The sequence below is a fragment of the Arthrobacter sp. Y3221114 genome, assembly GCF_059092625.1.
Map to the genome: position 1 here is coordinate 295,621 of NZ_JBNHHW010000002.1, position 16,029 is coordinate 311,649.

16 protein-coding genes are annotated in these 16,029 nt (G+C 67.9%); 13 read left to right on the forward strand and 3 right to left on the reverse strand.

From position 1 onward, the window contains the following. The first annotated feature begins 10 nt into the window (after nucleotides 1-10). The 9 genes from AC5RV3_RS05435 to AC5RV3_RS05475 all read left to right on the forward strand — a co-directional run bounded on the left by AC5RV3_RS05435 (nucleotide 11) and on the right by AC5RV3_RS05475 (nucleotide 9,840). Nucleotides 11-427 (forward strand): ChaB family protein, encoded by a 417-nt coding sequence (locus tag AC5RV3_RS05435; RefSeq protein WP_494121243.1) that lies wholly within the window; start codon nucleotides 11-13, stop codon nucleotides 425-427. A 170-nt stretch (nucleotides 428-597) separates the two neighbouring features. After that, nucleotides 598-1,533 carry a transposase gene (locus AC5RV3_RS05440; RefSeq protein WP_494121244.1) on the forward strand — a complete coding sequence of 312 codons (936 nt, stop codon included), beginning with the start codon at nucleotides 598-600 and terminating at the stop codon, nucleotides 1,531-1,533. A gap of 106 nt (nucleotides 1,534-1,639) precedes the next feature. Further along, nucleotides 1,640-2,245, forward strand: a complete 606-nt coding sequence (locus AC5RV3_RS05445; protein ID WP_494121245.1) for an isochorismatase family protein — start codon at nucleotides 1,640-1,642, stop codon at nucleotides 2,243-2,245. Nucleotides 2,246-2,320: 75 nt separating this feature from the next. Continuing rightward, the gene (locus AC5RV3_RS05450; protein ID WP_494121246.1) at nucleotides 2,321-3,436 is read left to right on the forward strand and encodes an NAD(P)-dependent alcohol dehydrogenase; all 1,116 of its coding nucleotides are present in this window, start codon (nucleotides 2,321-2,323) and stop codon (nucleotides 3,434-3,436) included. Between the two features lie 69 nt (nucleotides 3,437-3,505). Further along, complete coding sequence (locus AC5RV3_RS05455) at nucleotides 3,506-4,963, forward strand: aldehyde dehydrogenase family protein (protein ID WP_494121247.1); 1,458 nt, start codon at nucleotides 3,506-3,508, stop codon at nucleotides 4,961-4,963. A gap of 283 nt (nucleotides 4,964-5,246) precedes the next feature. Beyond that, nucleotides 5,247-6,188, forward strand: a complete 942-nt coding sequence (locus AC5RV3_RS05460; protein WP_494121506.1) for a S1C family serine protease — start codon at nucleotides 5,247-5,249, stop codon at nucleotides 6,186-6,188. Between the two features lie 172 nt (nucleotides 6,189-6,360). After that, on the forward strand, nucleotides 6,361-7,614 hold the full coding sequence (locus tag AC5RV3_RS05465; RefSeq protein ID WP_494121248.1) for a M20 family metallopeptidase: 1,254 nt from the start codon (nucleotides 6,361-6,363) through the stop codon (nucleotides 7,612-7,614). A 13-nt stretch (nucleotides 7,615-7,627) separates the two neighbouring features. Beyond that, complete coding sequence (locus AC5RV3_RS05470) at nucleotides 7,628-9,157, forward strand: MFS transporter (protein WP_494121249.1); 1,530 nt, start codon at nucleotides 7,628-7,630, stop codon at nucleotides 9,155-9,157. 83 nt (nucleotides 9,158-9,240) lie between these two features. After that, nucleotides 9,241-9,840: a protoglobin domain-containing protein gene (locus AC5RV3_RS05475; protein ID WP_494121250.1), complete on the forward strand. Its 600-nt coding sequence runs from the start codon at nucleotides 9,241-9,243 to the stop codon at nucleotides 9,838-9,840. Between the two features lie 18 nt (nucleotides 9,841-9,858). Here AC5RV3_RS05475 and AC5RV3_RS05480 read toward each other — a convergent pair whose 3' ends face one another. Beyond that, nucleotides 9,859-10,329, reverse strand: coding sequence for a hypothetical protein (locus tag AC5RV3_RS05480; protein WP_494121251.1), 471 nt, complete (start codon nucleotides 10,327-10,329; stop codon nucleotides 9,859-9,861). A 184-nt stretch (nucleotides 10,330-10,513) separates the two neighbouring features. Between AC5RV3_RS05480 and AC5RV3_RS05485 the strand changes: the two genes are divergently transcribed. Further along, complete coding sequence (locus tag AC5RV3_RS05485; protein WP_494121252.1) at nucleotides 10,514-11,419, forward strand: sulfite exporter TauE/SafE family protein; 906 nt, start codon at nucleotides 10,514-10,516, stop codon at nucleotides 11,417-11,419. 12 nt (nucleotides 11,420-11,431) lie between these two features. After that, nucleotides 11,432-11,896, forward strand: a complete 465-nt coding sequence (locus tag AC5RV3_RS05490; RefSeq protein WP_494121253.1) for an RrF2 family transcriptional regulator — start codon at nucleotides 11,432-11,434, stop codon at nucleotides 11,894-11,896. A 90-nt stretch (nucleotides 11,897-11,986) separates the two neighbouring features. Here the strand turns inward: AC5RV3_RS05490 and AC5RV3_RS05495 are convergent, their stop codons facing one another. Both AC5RV3_RS05495 and AC5RV3_RS05500 read right to left on the reverse strand, forming a co-directional pair. Beyond that, a complete protein-coding gene (locus tag AC5RV3_RS05495) occupies nucleotides 11,987-13,384 on the reverse strand; it encodes an MFS transporter (RefSeq protein WP_494121254.1) in 1,398 nt (465 codons plus the stop codon). Between the two features lie 28 nt (nucleotides 13,385-13,412). Continuing rightward, on the reverse strand, nucleotides 13,413-14,027 hold the full coding sequence (locus AC5RV3_RS05500) for a flavodoxin family protein (protein WP_494083715.1): 615 nt from the start codon (nucleotides 14,025-14,027) through the stop codon (nucleotides 13,413-13,415). Nucleotides 14,028-14,316: 289 nt separating this feature from the next. On the opposite strand from AC5RV3_RS05500, the gene hpaH reads away from it, so the two are divergent. Both hpaH and AC5RV3_RS05510 read left to right on the forward strand, forming a co-directional pair. Beyond that, the gene (gene hpaH, locus AC5RV3_RS05505; RefSeq protein ID WP_494107391.1) at nucleotides 14,317-15,102 is read left to right on the forward strand and encodes a 2-oxo-hept-4-ene-1,7-dioate hydratase; all 786 of its coding nucleotides are present in this window, start codon (nucleotides 14,317-14,319) and stop codon (nucleotides 15,100-15,102) included. Next, nucleotides 15,087-15,905 (forward strand): HpcH/HpaI aldolase family protein, encoded by an 819-nt coding sequence (locus tag AC5RV3_RS05510; RefSeq protein ID WP_494121255.1) that lies wholly within the window; start codon nucleotides 15,087-15,089, stop codon nucleotides 15,903-15,905. The genes hpaH and AC5RV3_RS05510 overlap by 16 nt, the downstream gene beginning before the upstream one ends. Nucleotides 15,906-16,029: the final 124 nt, after the last annotated feature.

The window sequence follows — 16,029 nt, forward strand, 5'->3', positions numbered from 1 at the left end:
CGTGGTCCAGATGCCGAAGACGACGAAGAGCGGCAAGCCGAAGCAGAGCGAATTGCCCAGCACACTGCGGCGGTCGGGCAAGAAGGCCCAGGAGACTTTCGCGGAAGCCCACGATTCCGCCGCCGAGACGTACGGCGACGAGGAACGTGCCCACCGCGTGGCCTACAGCGCGCTTAAGCACACGCACGAGAAGGTGGGCGATCACTGGGAGCCGAAGGAAAAGAAGGGCCCCTCCGACCCGCAAGCGGAGGGCGGCGCCGGCACCTCGCGGGAGACCAAGGGCGGGGTGGACGCAAACGCCTCCAAGCAGCACCTCTACGATCTGGCCAAGAAGCTCGATGTCCCCGGCCGGTCGAAGATGGACAAGTCAGAGCTGGTCGATGCGCTGCGCAAGGCCAACGACAGGGAGACCAGAAAGTCCCGGTAGCCGTTGCATGGAGCGGCGGCTTCGGCGTCGTGCCCTGACCTCCGCTGGCGCCGGCTCCAGCGCTGCGGGTGACCCACGGACAGCTGCCGCCCGCACGGGGTTTGCATCGTCACCCCGCCAACCGTGGCCGAAAACAACCGCGGACGGCCGCTCCTATTAGGCTGGGGCACATGGACCTGGAGAGCGCGGCACGGGAGCTGTACGCGCTGTTGCCCGGCGAATTCACCGCGGCCCGCAACGCGAGGGCCAAGGAGGCAGCCCAGGACGGCCACAAGGAGCTCGCCGGGCAGATCAAAGCGCTGGCGAAACCGTCGGCCGCGGCCTGGTTGGTCAATCTTCTGAGCCGGCACCGGAGCGCGGACATCGCCGGGATCGTGGAACTGGGCCACGCCATGAGCGAAGCCCAGGAGCAGCTCGATCCGCAACAACTGCGCCGACTGGGCGACCAGCGCCGGGAACTGCTGGCCGCCGTGGCGGCAGAGGGCCGGAAGCTGGCCGATGAGCTCGGGCAAAAGGTGAGTGCCGCGGCCGTCGCGGAGGCGGAGCAGACGCTGCATGCGGCGATGGCAGATGCCGCTGCGGCGGCGGCCGTAACCAGCGGCCTGCTGACCGAGTCGCTGTCGTCGAACGGGATTGACCCGGTGGACCTGGACGGCCGGGTGGCGCTGCCCGGGGCTGGCGCTCCCCCGGATGCGGGTGCCGAGCCGGCGCCACCGCGCCAGCCGAAGCGGTCCTCGCGGGACGAACTCGCCGAGCGCCGGGCCGCCAAGGCCGACCGGGCCGCCAAGCAGGAAGCCGAAGAGGCCGAACGGCGGCGCCGGCAGGCGCAGGCGGCGCTGGACAAGGCGGAGCAGCGCAAGGAAGACGCCGAAGCGTCGGAACAGAAGGTACTGGACAAGCTGGACCAACTGCAGAACCGGCGGGACGAACTGGTGGGCGAGCTCGCCGAACTGAAGCGGCGCATCGAAGACCTGGAGCGTGAGGTCGCCTCGACGGACCGCAAGATGGAAGCCGCCGAGGAAGACCTGGTTTCCGCGGCCAAGACCGCCGACCGGACGCGCAAGGCTGCCGCCGCCGCCCGCCGCGAGCTCGACGACCAGGACTAGCCGCCCGGCGGTCACCGTGCGGCCGGCACGGTGTGAACATGTAGCCTAGGTCTCAGGTCCGGCGGGCAGAATGCCCGGACCGGCCGGAGCCGACAGGGGGGCCAACATGTGGCGCATTGATGCGGCCAGGACCGCACTGCTGATGATCGACATGCAGAACGATTTCGTGCTGGAAGGCGCACCGATGGAAGTGCCGATGGCTCGCCACCGGCTGCCGGAAATGGTGACCGCCGCCGCGGCTTGCCGGCAGGCAGGCATCCCGGTCATATACACCCGTCACGTGCTGCTGGATTCGTTCGACGTTTCACCGTTGGAGACCACCTACAACCAGCGGCTGCGGACGGCCGGCATGCGCCGCGGAACCAGCGGAGTTGAGATCATCGAGGAACTCAAGCCCGAAGCCGGTGACTACGTGCTGGACAAGCACCGCTACGACGCCTTCCACAACACGCCACTGAAGAGCGTCCTGACGACCATCCGCGGCCTGAACACCGTTGACACCGTGATCATCGCCGGCACGTTGACCGAGGTGTGCTGTGAATCGACCGCGCGCAGTGCCTACATGAACGACTACAAGGTGGTTTTTTTGTCGGACGCCACCGGCGGCCGGTCGGAGGCGGCCCAGTCCGCCAGCCTGGACGCCATCGGCACCTTCTTCGGCCGGGTAATGAACACCGTCGAGATGGAACGGGAGATCGGCACCACGGCGTAGGGAGTTTTTCTCCGTAGTGAAACGTTGTATAGGTGACGTATCAACATAGCCGGCAAGACCGTAAGGAGCATGGCAATGAAGATCAATGCGCTGGTAGTCGAAGAAAAGGACGCCCCGTTCGTCCCCGAGCAGCTGGAGCTGGACGCACCCGGGCCGGGCGAAGTGCTGGTTAAGGTCGCCGCCGTCGGCCTCTGCCACACCGACCTGATCACCCAGGCCGGCGACATGCCGCTGCCGCTGCCCGGCGTGCTGGGCCATGAAGGCTCCGGCGTGGTGGAGGCCGTCGGGGACGGCGTGACGAATGTTGCCGTGGGCGACCACGTGATCATGGGCTGGGCGTACTGCGGCGAGTGCAAGAACTGCCTGCGTGGCGAGCACCGCTACTGCCTGCGGCTGGGCGAGGCGCTGGTGAGCGGCGCACGGTTCAAGGGGCCGGACGCGGGAAAGTCCGCGTACACCCGGGCCGACGGCGGCAAGGTCTCCGGCCACTTCTTCGGCCAGTCATCCTTCGCCGACTACTCGCTCGCACTGGCGTCGTCGCTGGTGAAGGTGGACAAGGACATCCCGCTGGAACTGCTCGGGCCGCTGGCCTGCGGTATTACGACGGGTGCCGGCGCGGTGTTCAACACCGCAAAGCCCGAACCGGGCCAGTCGCTGGTGGTGTACGGAGCCGGCGCCGTGGGCCTGGCCGCGATCATGGCCGCGAAGAACACGCCCGCGGCCACCATCATTGCCATCGACCTGCATGATTCGCGGCTGGAACTGGCGCGCGAACTGGGTGCCACCCACACCATCAACTCCGGCAACACCAGCGCCCTCGAGGAGATCCAGCGCATCTGCGGCGGCCCGGCCGACTACGTGCTGGAATGCACCGGCAACATCAAGGTGGTTGAAGAAGCTGCGGACGCCGTGGGCATGCTGGGCACACTGGTGCTGATCGGCGGGGCGCCGGCTCAGGCGCGGTTCTCGGTGGACCACCTGCGCACGCTCTGGGGCAAGCGGATCATCGGCACCCTCGGCGGTTCCAGCACCTCCGCCCAACTGATCCCCGGGCTCATCGCCCTGTACAAGGCCGGACGGTTCCCCTTCGACAAGCTGGTGAAGTACTACGGGTTCGACCAGATCGACGCGGCCATCGCCGATTCCGCCGCCGGCGGGACCATCAAGGCCGTCTTGAAAACCGCCGGCTGAGACCCTTCTCCACACGGCCGCGCCGCTACGGCCGGCACAACCATGCAAATCAACCTGAAAGGACGGGATATGTCCCTGCTTGATGCCTCCCTGTGGGAGGGCAAGATTTATGTCAATGGCTGGCGCGACGGCGGTGCCGGCACCGCCGCTTCGGTGGAGCCGGCCACCGGCGAGACCTTGGGCTCCTACGGCCTGGCCTCGGTCGAGGACGTGCACGAGGCGGCAACCGTTGCCGCCGCGGCGCAGAAGGAATGGGCCGCCCGCAAGCCGGAAGAACGCGCCGCCGTGCTGCGCCGCGCCGGCGCGCTGTGGGAAGAACACGCCGAGGAAATCCAGTCCTGGATCGTGCGCGAATCGGGCGGCATCGGCCCCAAGGCCGGCCTGGAAACTCACATCGCCGCCAACGAATGCTACGAAGCCGCAGCGCTGCCCTCGCTGCCGGCCGGCGACGTGCTCACCTCCAACGAGGACCGCTGGTCCTTCGCCCGGCGCCGCCCGGTCGGCGTGGTCTCGGTCATCGCGCCGTTCAACTTCCCGCTGATCCTCTCCATCCGCGCCGTCGCCCCCGCCCTCGCGCTGGGCAACGCGGTGCTGCTCAAACCGGACCCGCGCACCGCGGTGTGCGGCGGCGTGACCCTGATGCGCGTCTTCGAAGAAGCAGGCCTGCCCGCCGGGCTGCTGTCCCTGCTGCCCGGCGGCGCGGACATCGGCGCCGCCGTGGTCGAAGCCCACGAGGTCCGCGTCATCTCCTTCACCGGCTCCACCGCCGCCGGCCGCAAGATTGGCGAATCGGCCGCCCGGAACCTCAAGCGCGCACACCTGGAACTCGGCGGCAACAACGCCATGATCGTGCTGCCCGGCGCGGACCTGGCCAAGGCCGCGTCCGCCGCAGCGTTCGGCTCTTTCATGCACCAGGGCCAGATCTGCATGACCACCGGCCGGCACATCGTCCACGAGGACATCTACGAGGACTACGTCGCCGCGCTGGCCGAAAAGGCCAGGAACCTGCCGGTCGGCGACCCCAAGACCGGCACCGTCGCGCTCGGCCCGATCATCGACGAGAACCAGCTCAAGCGCATCGACTCGATCGTGCAGGACGCCGTCGCCGCCGGCGCCCGGCTCGCCGCCGGCGGCACCAACGACGGCCCGTTCTACTCCCCCACCGTGCTGGCCGACCTCGACCCGGCCAACACCGCGTGGAAGGACGAGATCTTCGGCCCGGTCGCCCCGGTGATGAAGTTCTCCACCATCGACCAGGCCGTGGAACTGGCCAACGCCAACGAGTACGGACTCTCGCTGTCCATCCTGGGCGAGGTCGGCCTGGCCATGCAGATCGCTGACCGCGTCGACTCGGGCAAGGTCCACATCAACGAACAAACCGTCTCGGACGAAGCCAACTCCCCGTTCGGCGGCACCAAGAACTCCGGCAACGGCTCCCGCATCGGCGGCCACCAAGCCAACATGGACTCCTTCACCGAAACCCAGTGGCTCACCGTCCGCCCGGACATCGCACAGTACCCGTTCTAAACCCCGCGGGTACCGACGACGGCGAGCGGCTGGCAGCCAGCCAGCCGTTCGCCGTCGCGTGGATTGAACTCCCGGACCAGGCTGCAAAGTGCCGCCCGTCGGCGTGGGGAAGGCGCCGCGGTCACCCGGCGGAGAACCGCCCGTACCGGGTTCACTGAAGGCGTAGCGGCAGCAGGATCAAACCTGCCCATTCTGCGTTTCCATGGAGAGCAAGCAAAGCTCCCGGAGGTGGGCCGTGAACACAATCCCGGAACCGCATGCCGAACCACAGGCCGCGGACACCATGCAGGACCCGTTGGACTCGTATTCGGCGTCCGTGGTGCGCGTAGCCGAGACCGTCACGCCGCACGTGGCGGGCATCCAGATGGAAGTACGACGCCGGGACAGGACCTTCCCGTCCGGCGGCGGCTCCGCTGTGGTCTTCACCGAAGACGGCTACCTGCTCACCAACGCGCATGTGGTGGCCAACTCCGACGGCGGCCGTGCGGCCTTCGCGGACGGGTCACGCACGGACGTTGACGTGGTCGGCGCAGATCCACTCTCCGACCTGGCCGTGCTGCGCGGCCGGCTCACGGTGCCGCGCCCGGTCGAGCTGGGCGATGCTTCCAAGCTGCGCGTGGGCCAGTTGGTCGTCGCCGTGGGCAGCCCGCTGGGCCTGTCCGGCTCGGTGACGGCAGGGGTGGTCAGCGCCTTGGGGCGCTCAATCCCGGTCGCCGCGGGCAGGAACCGGAGGGTGATTGAGGACGTCATCCAGACGGACGCCGCGCTGAACCCGGGCAATTCCGGCGGCGCCCTGGCCGACGCCTCCGGACGGGTTATCGGGATCAATACGGCCGTCGCCGGGATCGGGCTGGGCCTGGCCGTGCCGATCAACGCCACGACCCGCCGGATCATCTCCGCGTTGCTGGCCGACGGGCGCGTGCGGCGCGCCTACCTTGGCCTGGTGAGTACTCCGGTGCCGTTGTCCCCGCGGGACATCATGAGTACCGGCGAGCGAAACGCGCTGCGGGTGGTCGAGGTGCTGCCCGGCTCCCCCGCCGAGCAGGCCGGACTGCGACCCGGCGACCTGGTGATCCGGGCCGCCGGCCAGCCGGTGGCAAACGCGCAGAGCCTGCAGCGGCTGCTCTTCGCAGACGCCATCGGCGTGGAGTTTCCGCTGGCCGTGCTGCGCAGCGGGTCCGTGCTGGAGCTGATCGCCTGGCCGGTGGAGATGTCAGCCGGTTAGATTCGGGGCACCGCGGGCTCTTGCCCCGCCGGCACGGTGTCTGGGTGAGGATAACCCGGACCCGAGACACCGCCGTCGTTGTATCTGAATGGGCCCAAGTCCTACGGTTGGAGAAACCGCGCCGAACCAGCCGGCCCTCACGTCGGGCCGGCGGACCAGGAGGGGCAAAAACATGGCGATCACGGACGGCCTCGCCGGCTCACTGGAGAAAGAGCTGGGCTGGCAACGGGACCTGTACAAGGACCTGCACCGGAACCCCGAGCTCAGCATGGAAGAACATAACACCGCCGATCGGATCGCGTCAGAGCTGACCGGCTTCGGCTACGGGGTCCAGCGGATCGGCGGGACGGGCGTCGTCGGGGTCCTGGCCAACGGTTCCGGCAGCACCGTGCTGGCTCGGGCGGACATCGATGCGCTGCCGGTCGCCGAGGCCACCGGCCTGGACTACGCCGCGGAGACCACCACGAAGCTTCCCGGCGGCGGGACCACCGGCGTCATGCACGCCTGTGGCCACGACATGCACATCGTGTCCTTGCTGGGCGCGGCGAAGCTGATGGCCGCGCACCGGGACGGCTGGGCAGGCACCTACGTGGCACTCTTCCAGCCGGGAGAGGAGACGGCCGCGGGGGCCCAGGCAATGGTCGACGACGGCCTTGCCACCAAGGTTCCCAAACCCGACGTCGCCTTCGCCCAGCATGTGATGCCCACCGAAGCCGGAAAGATCGGCACCACGGCCGGCCCCATCCTCTCTGCCGGCGACTCCCTGAAAATTACGGTCTACGGGCGCGGCGCCCACGGCTCCATGCCGCACAACGCCGTGGACCCGGTGGTGTTGGCCGCGTCGATCGTGCTGCGGCTGCAAACCATCGTGTCCCGCGAGACCAAGCCGGGCGAATTTGCAGTCGTGACCGTCGGCGCCTCCAACGCGGGCACCAAGTCGAACATCATCCCGGACCGTGCGGAGCTGCTGCTGAACCTGCGCACGTACGATCTGGTGCTGCGGGAACGGATCATGGCATCGATCGAACGGATTGTCCGCGGCGAGTGTGCGGCCGCCGGATCGCCCCGCGACCCGGAGTTCGAGTACTACGACCAGTTCCCGTTGACCAGCAACGACGCGAAAACCACCGAGCGCATCACGGCGGCCTTCACCCGGCACTTTGGGGAAGACATGGTCTACCACGCCGAACCGGCCACGGCCTCCGAGGACTTCAGCCGGATTCCGGATGCCTTTGGGGTGCCCTACACCTATTGGACGGTCGGCTCCGTCCCGGCCGACGTCTACCGGAAAGCCGTGGAGAACGGCACGGTCGCCGAAGACATTCCGGCCAACCACTCACCGTTCTTCGCTCCCGCCATCGACCCGACGCTCTCGGTCGCCACCCAGGCGCATGTCGTTGCAGCGCTGGAGTACCTGGCAAAGTAAGGGGTCGTTTGCCATGACCGAATCCACCACGGCCACCGTCCGCACGGACTGGAAACCTACCGACATGTGGCTGCTGGGCATCGTCCTGGCCGTCATTAATTTCTGGCTCTTCGCCCAGACCCTGCTCAACGTCATCCCGGGGATAAGGGACGAGTTGGGCGTTGAACAGACGCTGGCCAACCTGGCAGTCTCGATCACGTCGCTGTTTTCGGGCATCTTCATCGTCGTCGCGGGCGGACTCGCCGACCGGCTGGGCCGGGCCAAGGTCATGTACGCCGGGATCTACCTCAGCATTCTCGGCTCCCTGCTTATCGCGCTGACACCCGAAAACCTCGGCGGCCTCACCGACTTTATGCTGCTGGGCGGCCGCGCGATCCAGGGCCTGTCCGCCGCGTGCATCATGCCTTCGACCATGGCGCTGATCAAGAGTTACTACGAGGGCAAGGACCGGCAGCGGGCACTCTCGTATTGGTCCATCGGTTCCTGGGGCGGCTCGGGCTTCTGCGCGCTGTTCGGCGGGCTGATGGCCACCTCCTTCCTGGGCTGGCGGTCCATCTTCTGGATCTCGATCGTGCTGTCCGTGCTGGCGCTGTTCCTGCTCCGGGGCACGCCCGAGTCGCGGGCGGCCGCCGATCCGGAGGCCGCCGGGCACCGCTTCGACTGGGGCGGGCTGGCCTGCTTCATCGTCATGCTGGTGGCCATCAACGTGTACATCTCCCAGGGGCCGGCCATCGGCTGGTTCAGCTGGCCGGGGGTCGCGCTGGTGGCCGCTTTCGTGGTGTTCGGCCTGCTGTTCCTGCAGATTGAAAGCCGTCGCCACTTCGCGTTTGTGGACCTGAAGCTCTTCAGAAACGGCACCTTCACCGGCGCCACCCTGTCCAACTTCCTGCTCAACGGCGCCGCGGGAACGCTGATCGTTTCGCTGGGACTGGTGCAGGTGGCCGCCGGGTTGAGTTCGCTGCAATCGGGCCTGCTGACGCTCGGCTACCTGATCGCCATCCTCGCCACCATCCGGGTGGGCGAGAAGCTGCTGCAGCGCTTCGGTCCAAAGAAGCCCATGCTGTGGGGCAGCATGATCACCGGTGTTGGCATCCTGTTCTGCTCCGCGACCTTCCTGCACATCGAAGAGTACATAGTGCTCACCGTCATCGGGTTCACCCTGTTCGGCGTCGGCCTGGGGTTCTACGCCACCCCGTCCACCGATGCCGCCCTGTCCAACGTCCCGGACGCCCAGGTGGGTGCGGCGTCCGGCATCTACAAGATGGCGTCCTCGCTGGGCAATGCCATCGGCGTGGCCATCTCCGCGGCACTGTACGTGGCCGCGCAGGCGGTGAACCCGGAGCTCATCCAGTCCTGGGGCCTGTTTATCGGCCGCCAGGACAACGTGGCGCTGCGCTTCGGCGGGGCGGTCGGGCTGTTGTTCAACGTCTTCATGGTCGTGGTCGCAATCGCCTCGATTATCGTCACGGTCCCCGCCACCAGGAGCAAGGATGAGGAGGAGGCCAGGCCGGACGAAGTCGCGCCGCCGGCCTTCGGGAACTAAAGCGTCGTTGACCGCAGCCGTGACCCGGAGTATAAATGGCCGTTCAGGTCGCCGTTCGCCAATCCTTCAGTGGAGGCACTGCCATGTCGGTCCATGCATCCAGCGGTTCAAGCATTCCAGGCTACGAGTACGGCACGGTGGCCCACTCACCGGTTACTCTGGCCGAGCTCGAGGAGCTCAAAGCAAGCGCCATGTTCGGCAAGGAGGACGCCGCCGTGCTGCGCCGTGCCGGCGAGGTCCTCGACGGCCAGGTGGAGGACGTGCTCGACGTCTGGTACGGCTTTATAGCCGGGCAGCCGCATCTCGTGGCCCACTTTTCCCGGCCCGACGGCCCGCCGATCGAGGACTATCTGGGGGCAGTCCGCCTGCGGTTCGGCCAGTGGATCCGGGACACCTGCACCAAGCCCTACGACCAGGAGTGGCTGGACTATCAGAATGAGATTGCCCTGCGCCATACTCCCGAGCACAAGAACGACACGGACCATGTCGGGTCGACGCAGGTGGTCCCGCTGCGGCATCTCATCGCGCTGATCGGGCCCGTAGTCACCACGATGCGGCCGTTCCTGGCACGCGGCGGAGCTTCGGCCGAGGACGTGGACGCCATGATGCAGTCCTGGCTGAAGGCCGTGGTCCTGCAGATTGCGTTGTGGTCCCGGCCCTACACGCTCCCTGGCGAGTGGTAACGGCCCCGGGCAGAAGGCTCAGCGCCGGGGCCGCTCCGGTACGGCGTCGGCCGCCGGCAGCCAGCGCCGTGCTGCGGCGATAAGCATCAGGACCAGCAGGATGAGCAAGGCACCGTCGGCCGCGATATAGAAATAATGCAGCGCGGAACCACCGTCGTCCGTGCCTGCCAGCACCATGTCGGTCCGGCGGTTAAGCAGCGGCCGGACCACTATCACCTTGGCCAGCAGCACGACGACGGCGCCGCCCACCAGCGCCCAAAACCGACGGTCTACGCGCTGCCCCACCAGCGACAGCACCAGCAGCGCGGCCAGGACGAGTTCCGCGATGTTCATCGCGGTGAAAACCAGCCGGCCGATACCCAGCCCCAGCGGAATGGTGATGCCGGGCGCCTGAAACTTCAGCGGCGCCTCGATCAGCGAAATGCCGACAATGAGGCCCAACCAAAGGGCCGGCAGCACCAGCCGCGCCGCCATGCGCAGGCGAACCATGTTGTACCTCCAAGTCCACCCTCCATCCTACGTTTCCGCCCGAGCGGCACGGGCGCGCGCGCACGTTCCTCAGGATTTGCTCAAGGATGCGCGCCCGCGACAAATTGCTATCGACAAGGCCCAGCGGTGTCCATACACTCCAAACTCTAGTGACTTACTAGAGTATCGAGGAAAGGCACACAAGATGCGCAATCTGTTCCTCATGGCCATCGTCGGCCTACTCGCCCAAATGGTCGACGGCTCGCTCGGCATGGGATACGGCGTGACCTCCTCCAGCCTGATGATTGCCGTAGGCATCGCTCCCGCTGCGGCCAGCGCAGCAGTCCACCTCTCCGAGGTCGGCACAGCGCTGATTTCCGGTTTCGCCCATCACAAGTTCGGCAACGTCGACTGGCGCATCGTCGGGATCATGGCTGTCCCCGGGGGCATCGGCGCCTTCATGGGAGCCAACTTCCTGGTCAGCCTGCCGGCCGACGCCGCCAAGCGATGGGTTGCCCTGCTGCTCTGCCTGCTCGGTGGCTACGTCCTGTTCCGGTTCCTGATCCTGTCCGGCCGGAGGCCGCAGTTCAAGGGTCGGGTCAAGGCCGCCTTCCTGATGCCGCTTGGCCTCGTCGCCGGAACGATGGACGCCATCGGCGGTGGCGGCTGGGGGCCTGTCGGCACCACCTCGCTGCTGTCCACCGGCAAGATTGAACCCCGCAAGGTTATCGGCTCGATCTCCGCCACCGAATTCATCGTTGCGGTCAGTGCGTCATTGGGCTTCCTGCTCGCACTCGGACGGGAGGGCATCAACTTCGCTTGGGTTCTGGCCCTTCTGGCCGGCGGCGTCATCGCGGCCCCCGTCTCGGCGTGGCTGGTACGGCACCTGGCCGCAGCGGTCCTCGGCGTAGCAGCCGGAAGCCTCATTATTCTGACCAACGCCAAGACCATGATGGAGACTTGGGGCGGGGCGGAAAAGAACTCCGACCCGGTCTGGCTCACGCTGGCCGTCCTGGCGGTCGCGGCCGGCCTGTTGATCACGCAGGCCGTCCGCAAGGAGTCGCGCCGCCGCCATGAGGAGGAGCCCGAGCGGGAGCTCGCCGGCGCCTGAGACAATGGGGTGGTGCACATCACCGCCAAATCCGACTACGCCCTGCGCGCCCTGATCGTCATCGCCCGGTCGTCCGAGGCGCAGACCGGGACGCTGGCGGCCGAGGCCGTAGCGGCCGCCCAAGACATCCCGCACAACTACTTGCTGTCGATCCTTGCCGACCTGCGGCGCAGCGGCATTGTGCGCAGCCGTCGCGGCCAAGGCGGCGGCTGGCACCTGGCCCGCACGGCAGCTGAGATCACCGTCGCGGACATCATCCGTGCGGTCGACGGGCCCCTGGTGAGCGTGCACGGAGTGCGGCCCGAAGCGGTGCAATACGGGGATGCGGCAGCGGTTCTCCAGCCGGTCTGGATCGCCGCGCGCAGCAGCCTGCGCGAAGTGCTGGAGTCGGTTACCCTGGACCAGCTCGCCTCCGGTCAGCTGCCGGCTGAGGTCACCCAGCGCAGTGCGCGCGACGACGCCTGGGAGCCCAGGTAGCCACGCCTCGGCGGCATCTCCTCGCTGCGGGTCACCGGCCGACGGCTGGGCACGCGGCTTGCAATCGGGCCCGGCGAAGTCGGCCGCTCTCTATCTCGCCAACCCAGTACCCTCGGTGCCGGCTGAAGGAGTCTTCGACGGCACCGTGGTGTCCACGCGGTAGAGCGGTTTCCTGCGCCGGCCACCGGCCCCGGGCGGGTCCTCGATGTTCCTGGGCCCGTTGATCATGACGGCGCCGACCAGCATCACCACGATGCAGGCGCCCAGCATGGCGAAGGAAGCGTTCCAGGACCCGGTGGCTTCGTGCACCACGCCGAACAGCAGCGGGGCGATGCCTGCGCCGGCGTAGCCGATGCCTTGGCTGAAGCCGGACAGGACCGCCGAGCCGTGCGTGGTGCGCGAGCGCAGGTTCACCATCAGCAGCGCGGTGGCGAAGGTGCCCTGGCCCAGCCCGGAGAGGGTCATCCACCACCATGTGCCGCTCTCCGGCGAGAGCAGCAGGCCCAGATGCCCGCCGATCCAGCAGGCGGTGAAGACCAGGATGGCGGCGATGGGGTGCTTCAGCCGGGGCACGATCAGTGGCACGAGCAGGCTGGCGGGCAGGCCGAGGATGGCGAAGTACGCCAGGGCCGAACCCGCGGTCGCAGCGTCGATGCCGTGCTCGGTCAGGTAAGGCGGCAACCAGGAGAAGTACACATACGTCTGCGCGGAGTTGCCGGCCAGGAAGATTGCCAAGCCCCAGGCGACCGGTGAGCGCCACGGGTTCAGCTTCGCCGGCACCGCCGGAGGTTCCGGAGCGCGAACGGCAGGCCCCTTGGGGCGGATCGGCCCGAGGGCGTCCTCGTCCGCACGCTGTTTGGGCGAGGCAACCGCCGGAGCAGGCCCACCGGCGTCGTCCGTCCGGCCCTTGCGGCGATCCCCTACCGCCTGGACCGCCCACGGGATCAGCACCACGGCGCTGACCGAGGCCCAGAGCGCGATCGAGGTCCGCCAGCCCGCGGCGTCCGCCACCGGGACAGCCAGTTGCGGACTCATCGCCGTGCTGACCGCAAGCAGGGTCACATAGCCTGCGGTCACCACGCCCAACCGGTCCGGGAAGTATTTCCGGACCAGTGGCGGCAGCACGACGTTGCCGATTCCGTACCCCGCCATCACCACCGCGCTGAGGGTAAGGAACGGCCACACGCCGTCGGCGGCGGCGCGGCCCAACTGGCCGACGACCGCCAGCAGCACGGCGGCCACCAGCACCTTTTCCAGCCCGAGCCAGCGGATCAGCGCCGGGGTGCCCAGGCCGGCGGCGGCGAACACCAACGGCGGCAGCATCGCCAACACTCCGATGGTGGTGGCGTCGAAGCCGAGTTCGGGGCCGAGCTCGCCCAGCAGCGGCCCGACGGCGGAGACCGCGGCGCGCAGGCTCAGCGCCATCAGCAGGATGCCCAGCAGCGCGCCGATCCGCCCGGTCCACGGCCTGCGGAGAAAGTAGTTCACCCGCCCACCCTAGCGGCGGCCGGCCCGCTTACCCGGCCGGATACGGTTCGCGGCGCAGCAGCCGGGCCAGATGAACGGCGTTGCGCGCCGCGGTCGCCGTCGTCGTCACCGTCACTTCCGGGGTTTCCGGCAGGTCCTGGAAGTCGGTACCGTGCATCGCCTCGCCCACCCAATAGGTGGACCCCTGCGCTGGCAGGCTGAAACCGACGTCTCCCAGGCCCTGGTACAGCTCGGCCGTGACATGGTGGGCGCCGTCCTCATTGCCGACGACGGCCACCAGCGCGACTTTGTCGAACATGCTGGGCCGCCCCTGCTCGTCGGTTTCGGATAGCTCGGCGTCCAGGCGTTCGAGCACGAGTTGCGCCAGGCTCGCGGGGTGGCCCAGCCAGATCGGTGTCGCAAGCACCAGGATGTCCGCGGCCAGGATCTTGGTGCGAATGGACGGCCAGGCGTCGCCGTCGCCCATGTCGGTCTGCACGCCGGGTTTGACGTCGTGGTCCACGACCCGCATGAGGTCACACGTGACGCCGTGTGCCGATAATTGCGTGATCACCTGCCGGGCCAGCAGTTCGCTGCTGGACGGTTTGGGCGACGGCGTCAGGGTGCAGACCAGTGCCAGTGCGTTGAGTTTCGTCTCCTCCATAGCGCCATCCTGCGGCTTCGCCAATCCGTCGGGAAGGGGAGGCAATGAGTGGTGCAGCTGTGACTGCCGAATCTGGTGTTCGGGAAGGCGGTGTTCCGCACCTCGAGCATTGACGTCCGGAAAGGAGACGGTCGCCGTCGTTGTTCGCTTCCGTTGTAACCGACTTCCGGGCGGTGACGCGTGCCACCGTAAGATGGTGCTGGCGCCCTTCCCGTGCGGCGCCGCGACCGCAAAACCGCCCGCCAGGGGCGGCTGCGGCCCTGCGAAGAACTAGGAAGTGGTGCCAAGGATGCTTGACCCGTCAACGATCGAGTCCATCGCCGACGAGCTGGTGGAAGCCGGACGGACCCGGACGCCGGTGAAACGGCTGACCGCCCGCTACCCGGAGATGACCATTGAGGACTCCTACAAGGTGCAGAACCTCTGGCGCGAGCGCAGCGAGGCCGCCGGACGCACGCTGGCAGGCCGGAAGATCGGCCTGACGTCCAAGGCGATGCAATACGCCACCGGCATCAGCGAACCGGACTACGGGATCATCTTCGACGACATGATCCTGGAGAACGGCTGCACGGTGAAGTGGGACCAGTACACCCACCCGCGCATCGAAGTCGAACTTGCCTTCGTGCTCAACCGCGACGTCAAGGGACCCAACGCCACCATTTTCGACGTCCTGAATGCCACCGAGTACGTGGTTCCCGCGCTCGAGATCCTGGACTCGCGGATCGAGATGGAGGGCCGCACCATCGTGGACACCATCTCGGACAACGCCGCCATGGGCGCCATGGTGATCGGCGGCAACCCGGTCCGCCCGCAGGACGTGGACCTGCGCTGGATCTCCGCCATCCTGTACAAGAACCAGACCGTGGAGGAAACCGGCGTCGCCGCCGGCGTGCTCAACCACCCGGCCGCGGGCGTGTACTGGCTGGCCAACAAGATCGCCCCGCACGGCGACCACCTCAAGGCCGGGGAAACCATCCTCGCCGGCTCCTTCACCCGCCCCATGTGGGTCCACGAGGGAGACACCGTCTTTGCCGACTACGGGCAGCTGGGAACCATCACATGCCGTTTCGAGTAGAGCCCGATCGGTCCTTGAAGGACGCACTGTCCGCCGCCGACCGCCCGTTGGCCGGCATCTGGGTTTGCTCCGGCTCGCCGCTGGTGGCCGAACTGTGCGCCGGGGCCGGCTTCGACTGGATCTTCATCGACGCCGAGCACTCCCCCAACGGGCTGGAGTCGGTGCTGGCCCAACTGCAGGCCGTGCGCGGCTACCCCGGCATCCCGGTGGTCCGCCCGCCGGTCAACGACACCGTGCTGATCAAGCAGTACCTGGACCTGGGCGCGCAGTCACTGATCATCCCGATGGTTCACACCGCCAAACAGGCCCGCGCCGCCGTCTCGGCCACCCGCTACCCGCCGGCCGGCGTACGAGGGGTCGGTTCCGCGCTCGCCAGGTCGGCCCGGTGGAACCGGATCCCGGACTACCTCACCCGCGCGGAGGAGACGCTCACGCTCATTGTCCAAATCGAGTCCGCCGAGGCCGTGGAGAACGCCGCGGAAATTGCCGCGGTGGACGGCGTGGACGGCGTGTTCATCGGCCCGTCCGACCTGGCCGCCTCGATGGGCGTGATTGGCCAGCAGGAGCACCCGGACGTGGTCGCCGGCGTGGAGAAGGCGTTGAAGGCGGCCAAGGCGGCCGGCAAGTTCGTGGGGGTTAACGCCTTCGCCGAAGCCTCCGCCCGCCGCTACATGGAGTGGGGCGCCGATTTCGTCGGCGTCGGGGCCGACGTGGCGCTGCTGGCCCGCGGCTCCGAGGCCCTGGCGGCCAAGTACATCCCCTCGGACGGGGACGGCACGGCCGGCACCCCGGCCAGTTACTGATCCTCCGTAGAACGACGGCGGTGCTTGGGTGGGTTCGCAGCCTACCCGAAGCGCCGCCGTCCTGCGCGGCGAGGTGGAGCAACTGCGGGTTGGGGAAGCGTCCTTCGGCTAAAAATGCTAAGAC

What these genes read in the sequence shown, in the direction of transcription:
- AC5RV3_RS05435 (WP_494121243.1), top strand. Translation starts at nt 11, where the DNA reads ATGCCGAAGACGACGAAGAGCGGCAAGCCGAAGCAGAGCGAATTGCCC.
- AC5RV3_RS05440 (WP_494121244.1), top strand. Translation starts at nt 598, where the DNA reads ATGGACCTGGAGAGCGCGGCACGGGAGCTGTACGCGCTGTTGCCCGGC.
- AC5RV3_RS05445 (WP_494121245.1), top strand. Translation starts at nt 1,640, where the DNA reads ATGTGGCGCATTGATGCGGCCAGGACCGCACTGCTGATGATCGACATG.
- AC5RV3_RS05450 (WP_494121246.1), top strand. Translation starts at nt 2,321, where the DNA reads ATGAAGATCAATGCGCTGGTAGTCGAAGAAAAGGACGCCCCGTTCGTC.
- AC5RV3_RS05455 (WP_494121247.1), top strand. Translation starts at nt 3,506, where the DNA reads ATGTCCCTGCTTGATGCCTCCCTGTGGGAGGGCAAGATTTATGTCAAT.
- AC5RV3_RS05460 (WP_494121506.1), top strand. Translation starts at nt 5,247, where the DNA reads ATGCAGGACCCGTTGGACTCGTATTCGGCGTCCGTGGTGCGCGTAGCC.
- AC5RV3_RS05465 (WP_494121248.1), top strand. Translation starts at nt 6,361, where the DNA reads ATGGCGATCACGGACGGCCTCGCCGGCTCACTGGAGAAAGAGCTGGGC.
- AC5RV3_RS05470 (WP_494121249.1), top strand. Translation starts at nt 7,628, where the DNA reads ATGACCGAATCCACCACGGCCACCGTCCGCACGGACTGGAAACCTACC.
- AC5RV3_RS05475 (WP_494121250.1), top strand. Translation starts at nt 9,241, where the DNA reads ATGTCGGTCCATGCATCCAGCGGTTCAAGCATTCCAGGCTACGAGTAC.
- AC5RV3_RS05480 (WP_494121251.1), bottom strand. Translation starts at nt 10,329, where the DNA reads ATGGTTCGCCTGCGCATGGCGGCGCGGCTGGTGCTGCCGGCCCTTTGG.
- AC5RV3_RS05485 (WP_494121252.1), top strand. Translation starts at nt 10,514, where the DNA reads ATGCGCAATCTGTTCCTCATGGCCATCGTCGGCCTACTCGCCCAAATG.
- AC5RV3_RS05500 (WP_494083715.1), bottom strand. Translation starts at nt 14,027, where the DNA reads ATGGAGGAGACGAAACTCAACGCACTGGCACTGGTCTGCACCCTGACG.
- hpaH (WP_494107391.1), top strand. Translation starts at nt 14,317, where the DNA reads ATGCTTGACCCGTCAACGATCGAGTCCATCGCCGACGAGCTGGTGGAA.
- AC5RV3_RS05510 (WP_494121255.1), top strand. Translation starts at nt 15,087, where the DNA reads ATGCCGTTTCGAGTAGAGCCCGATCGGTCCTTGAAGGACGCACTGTCC.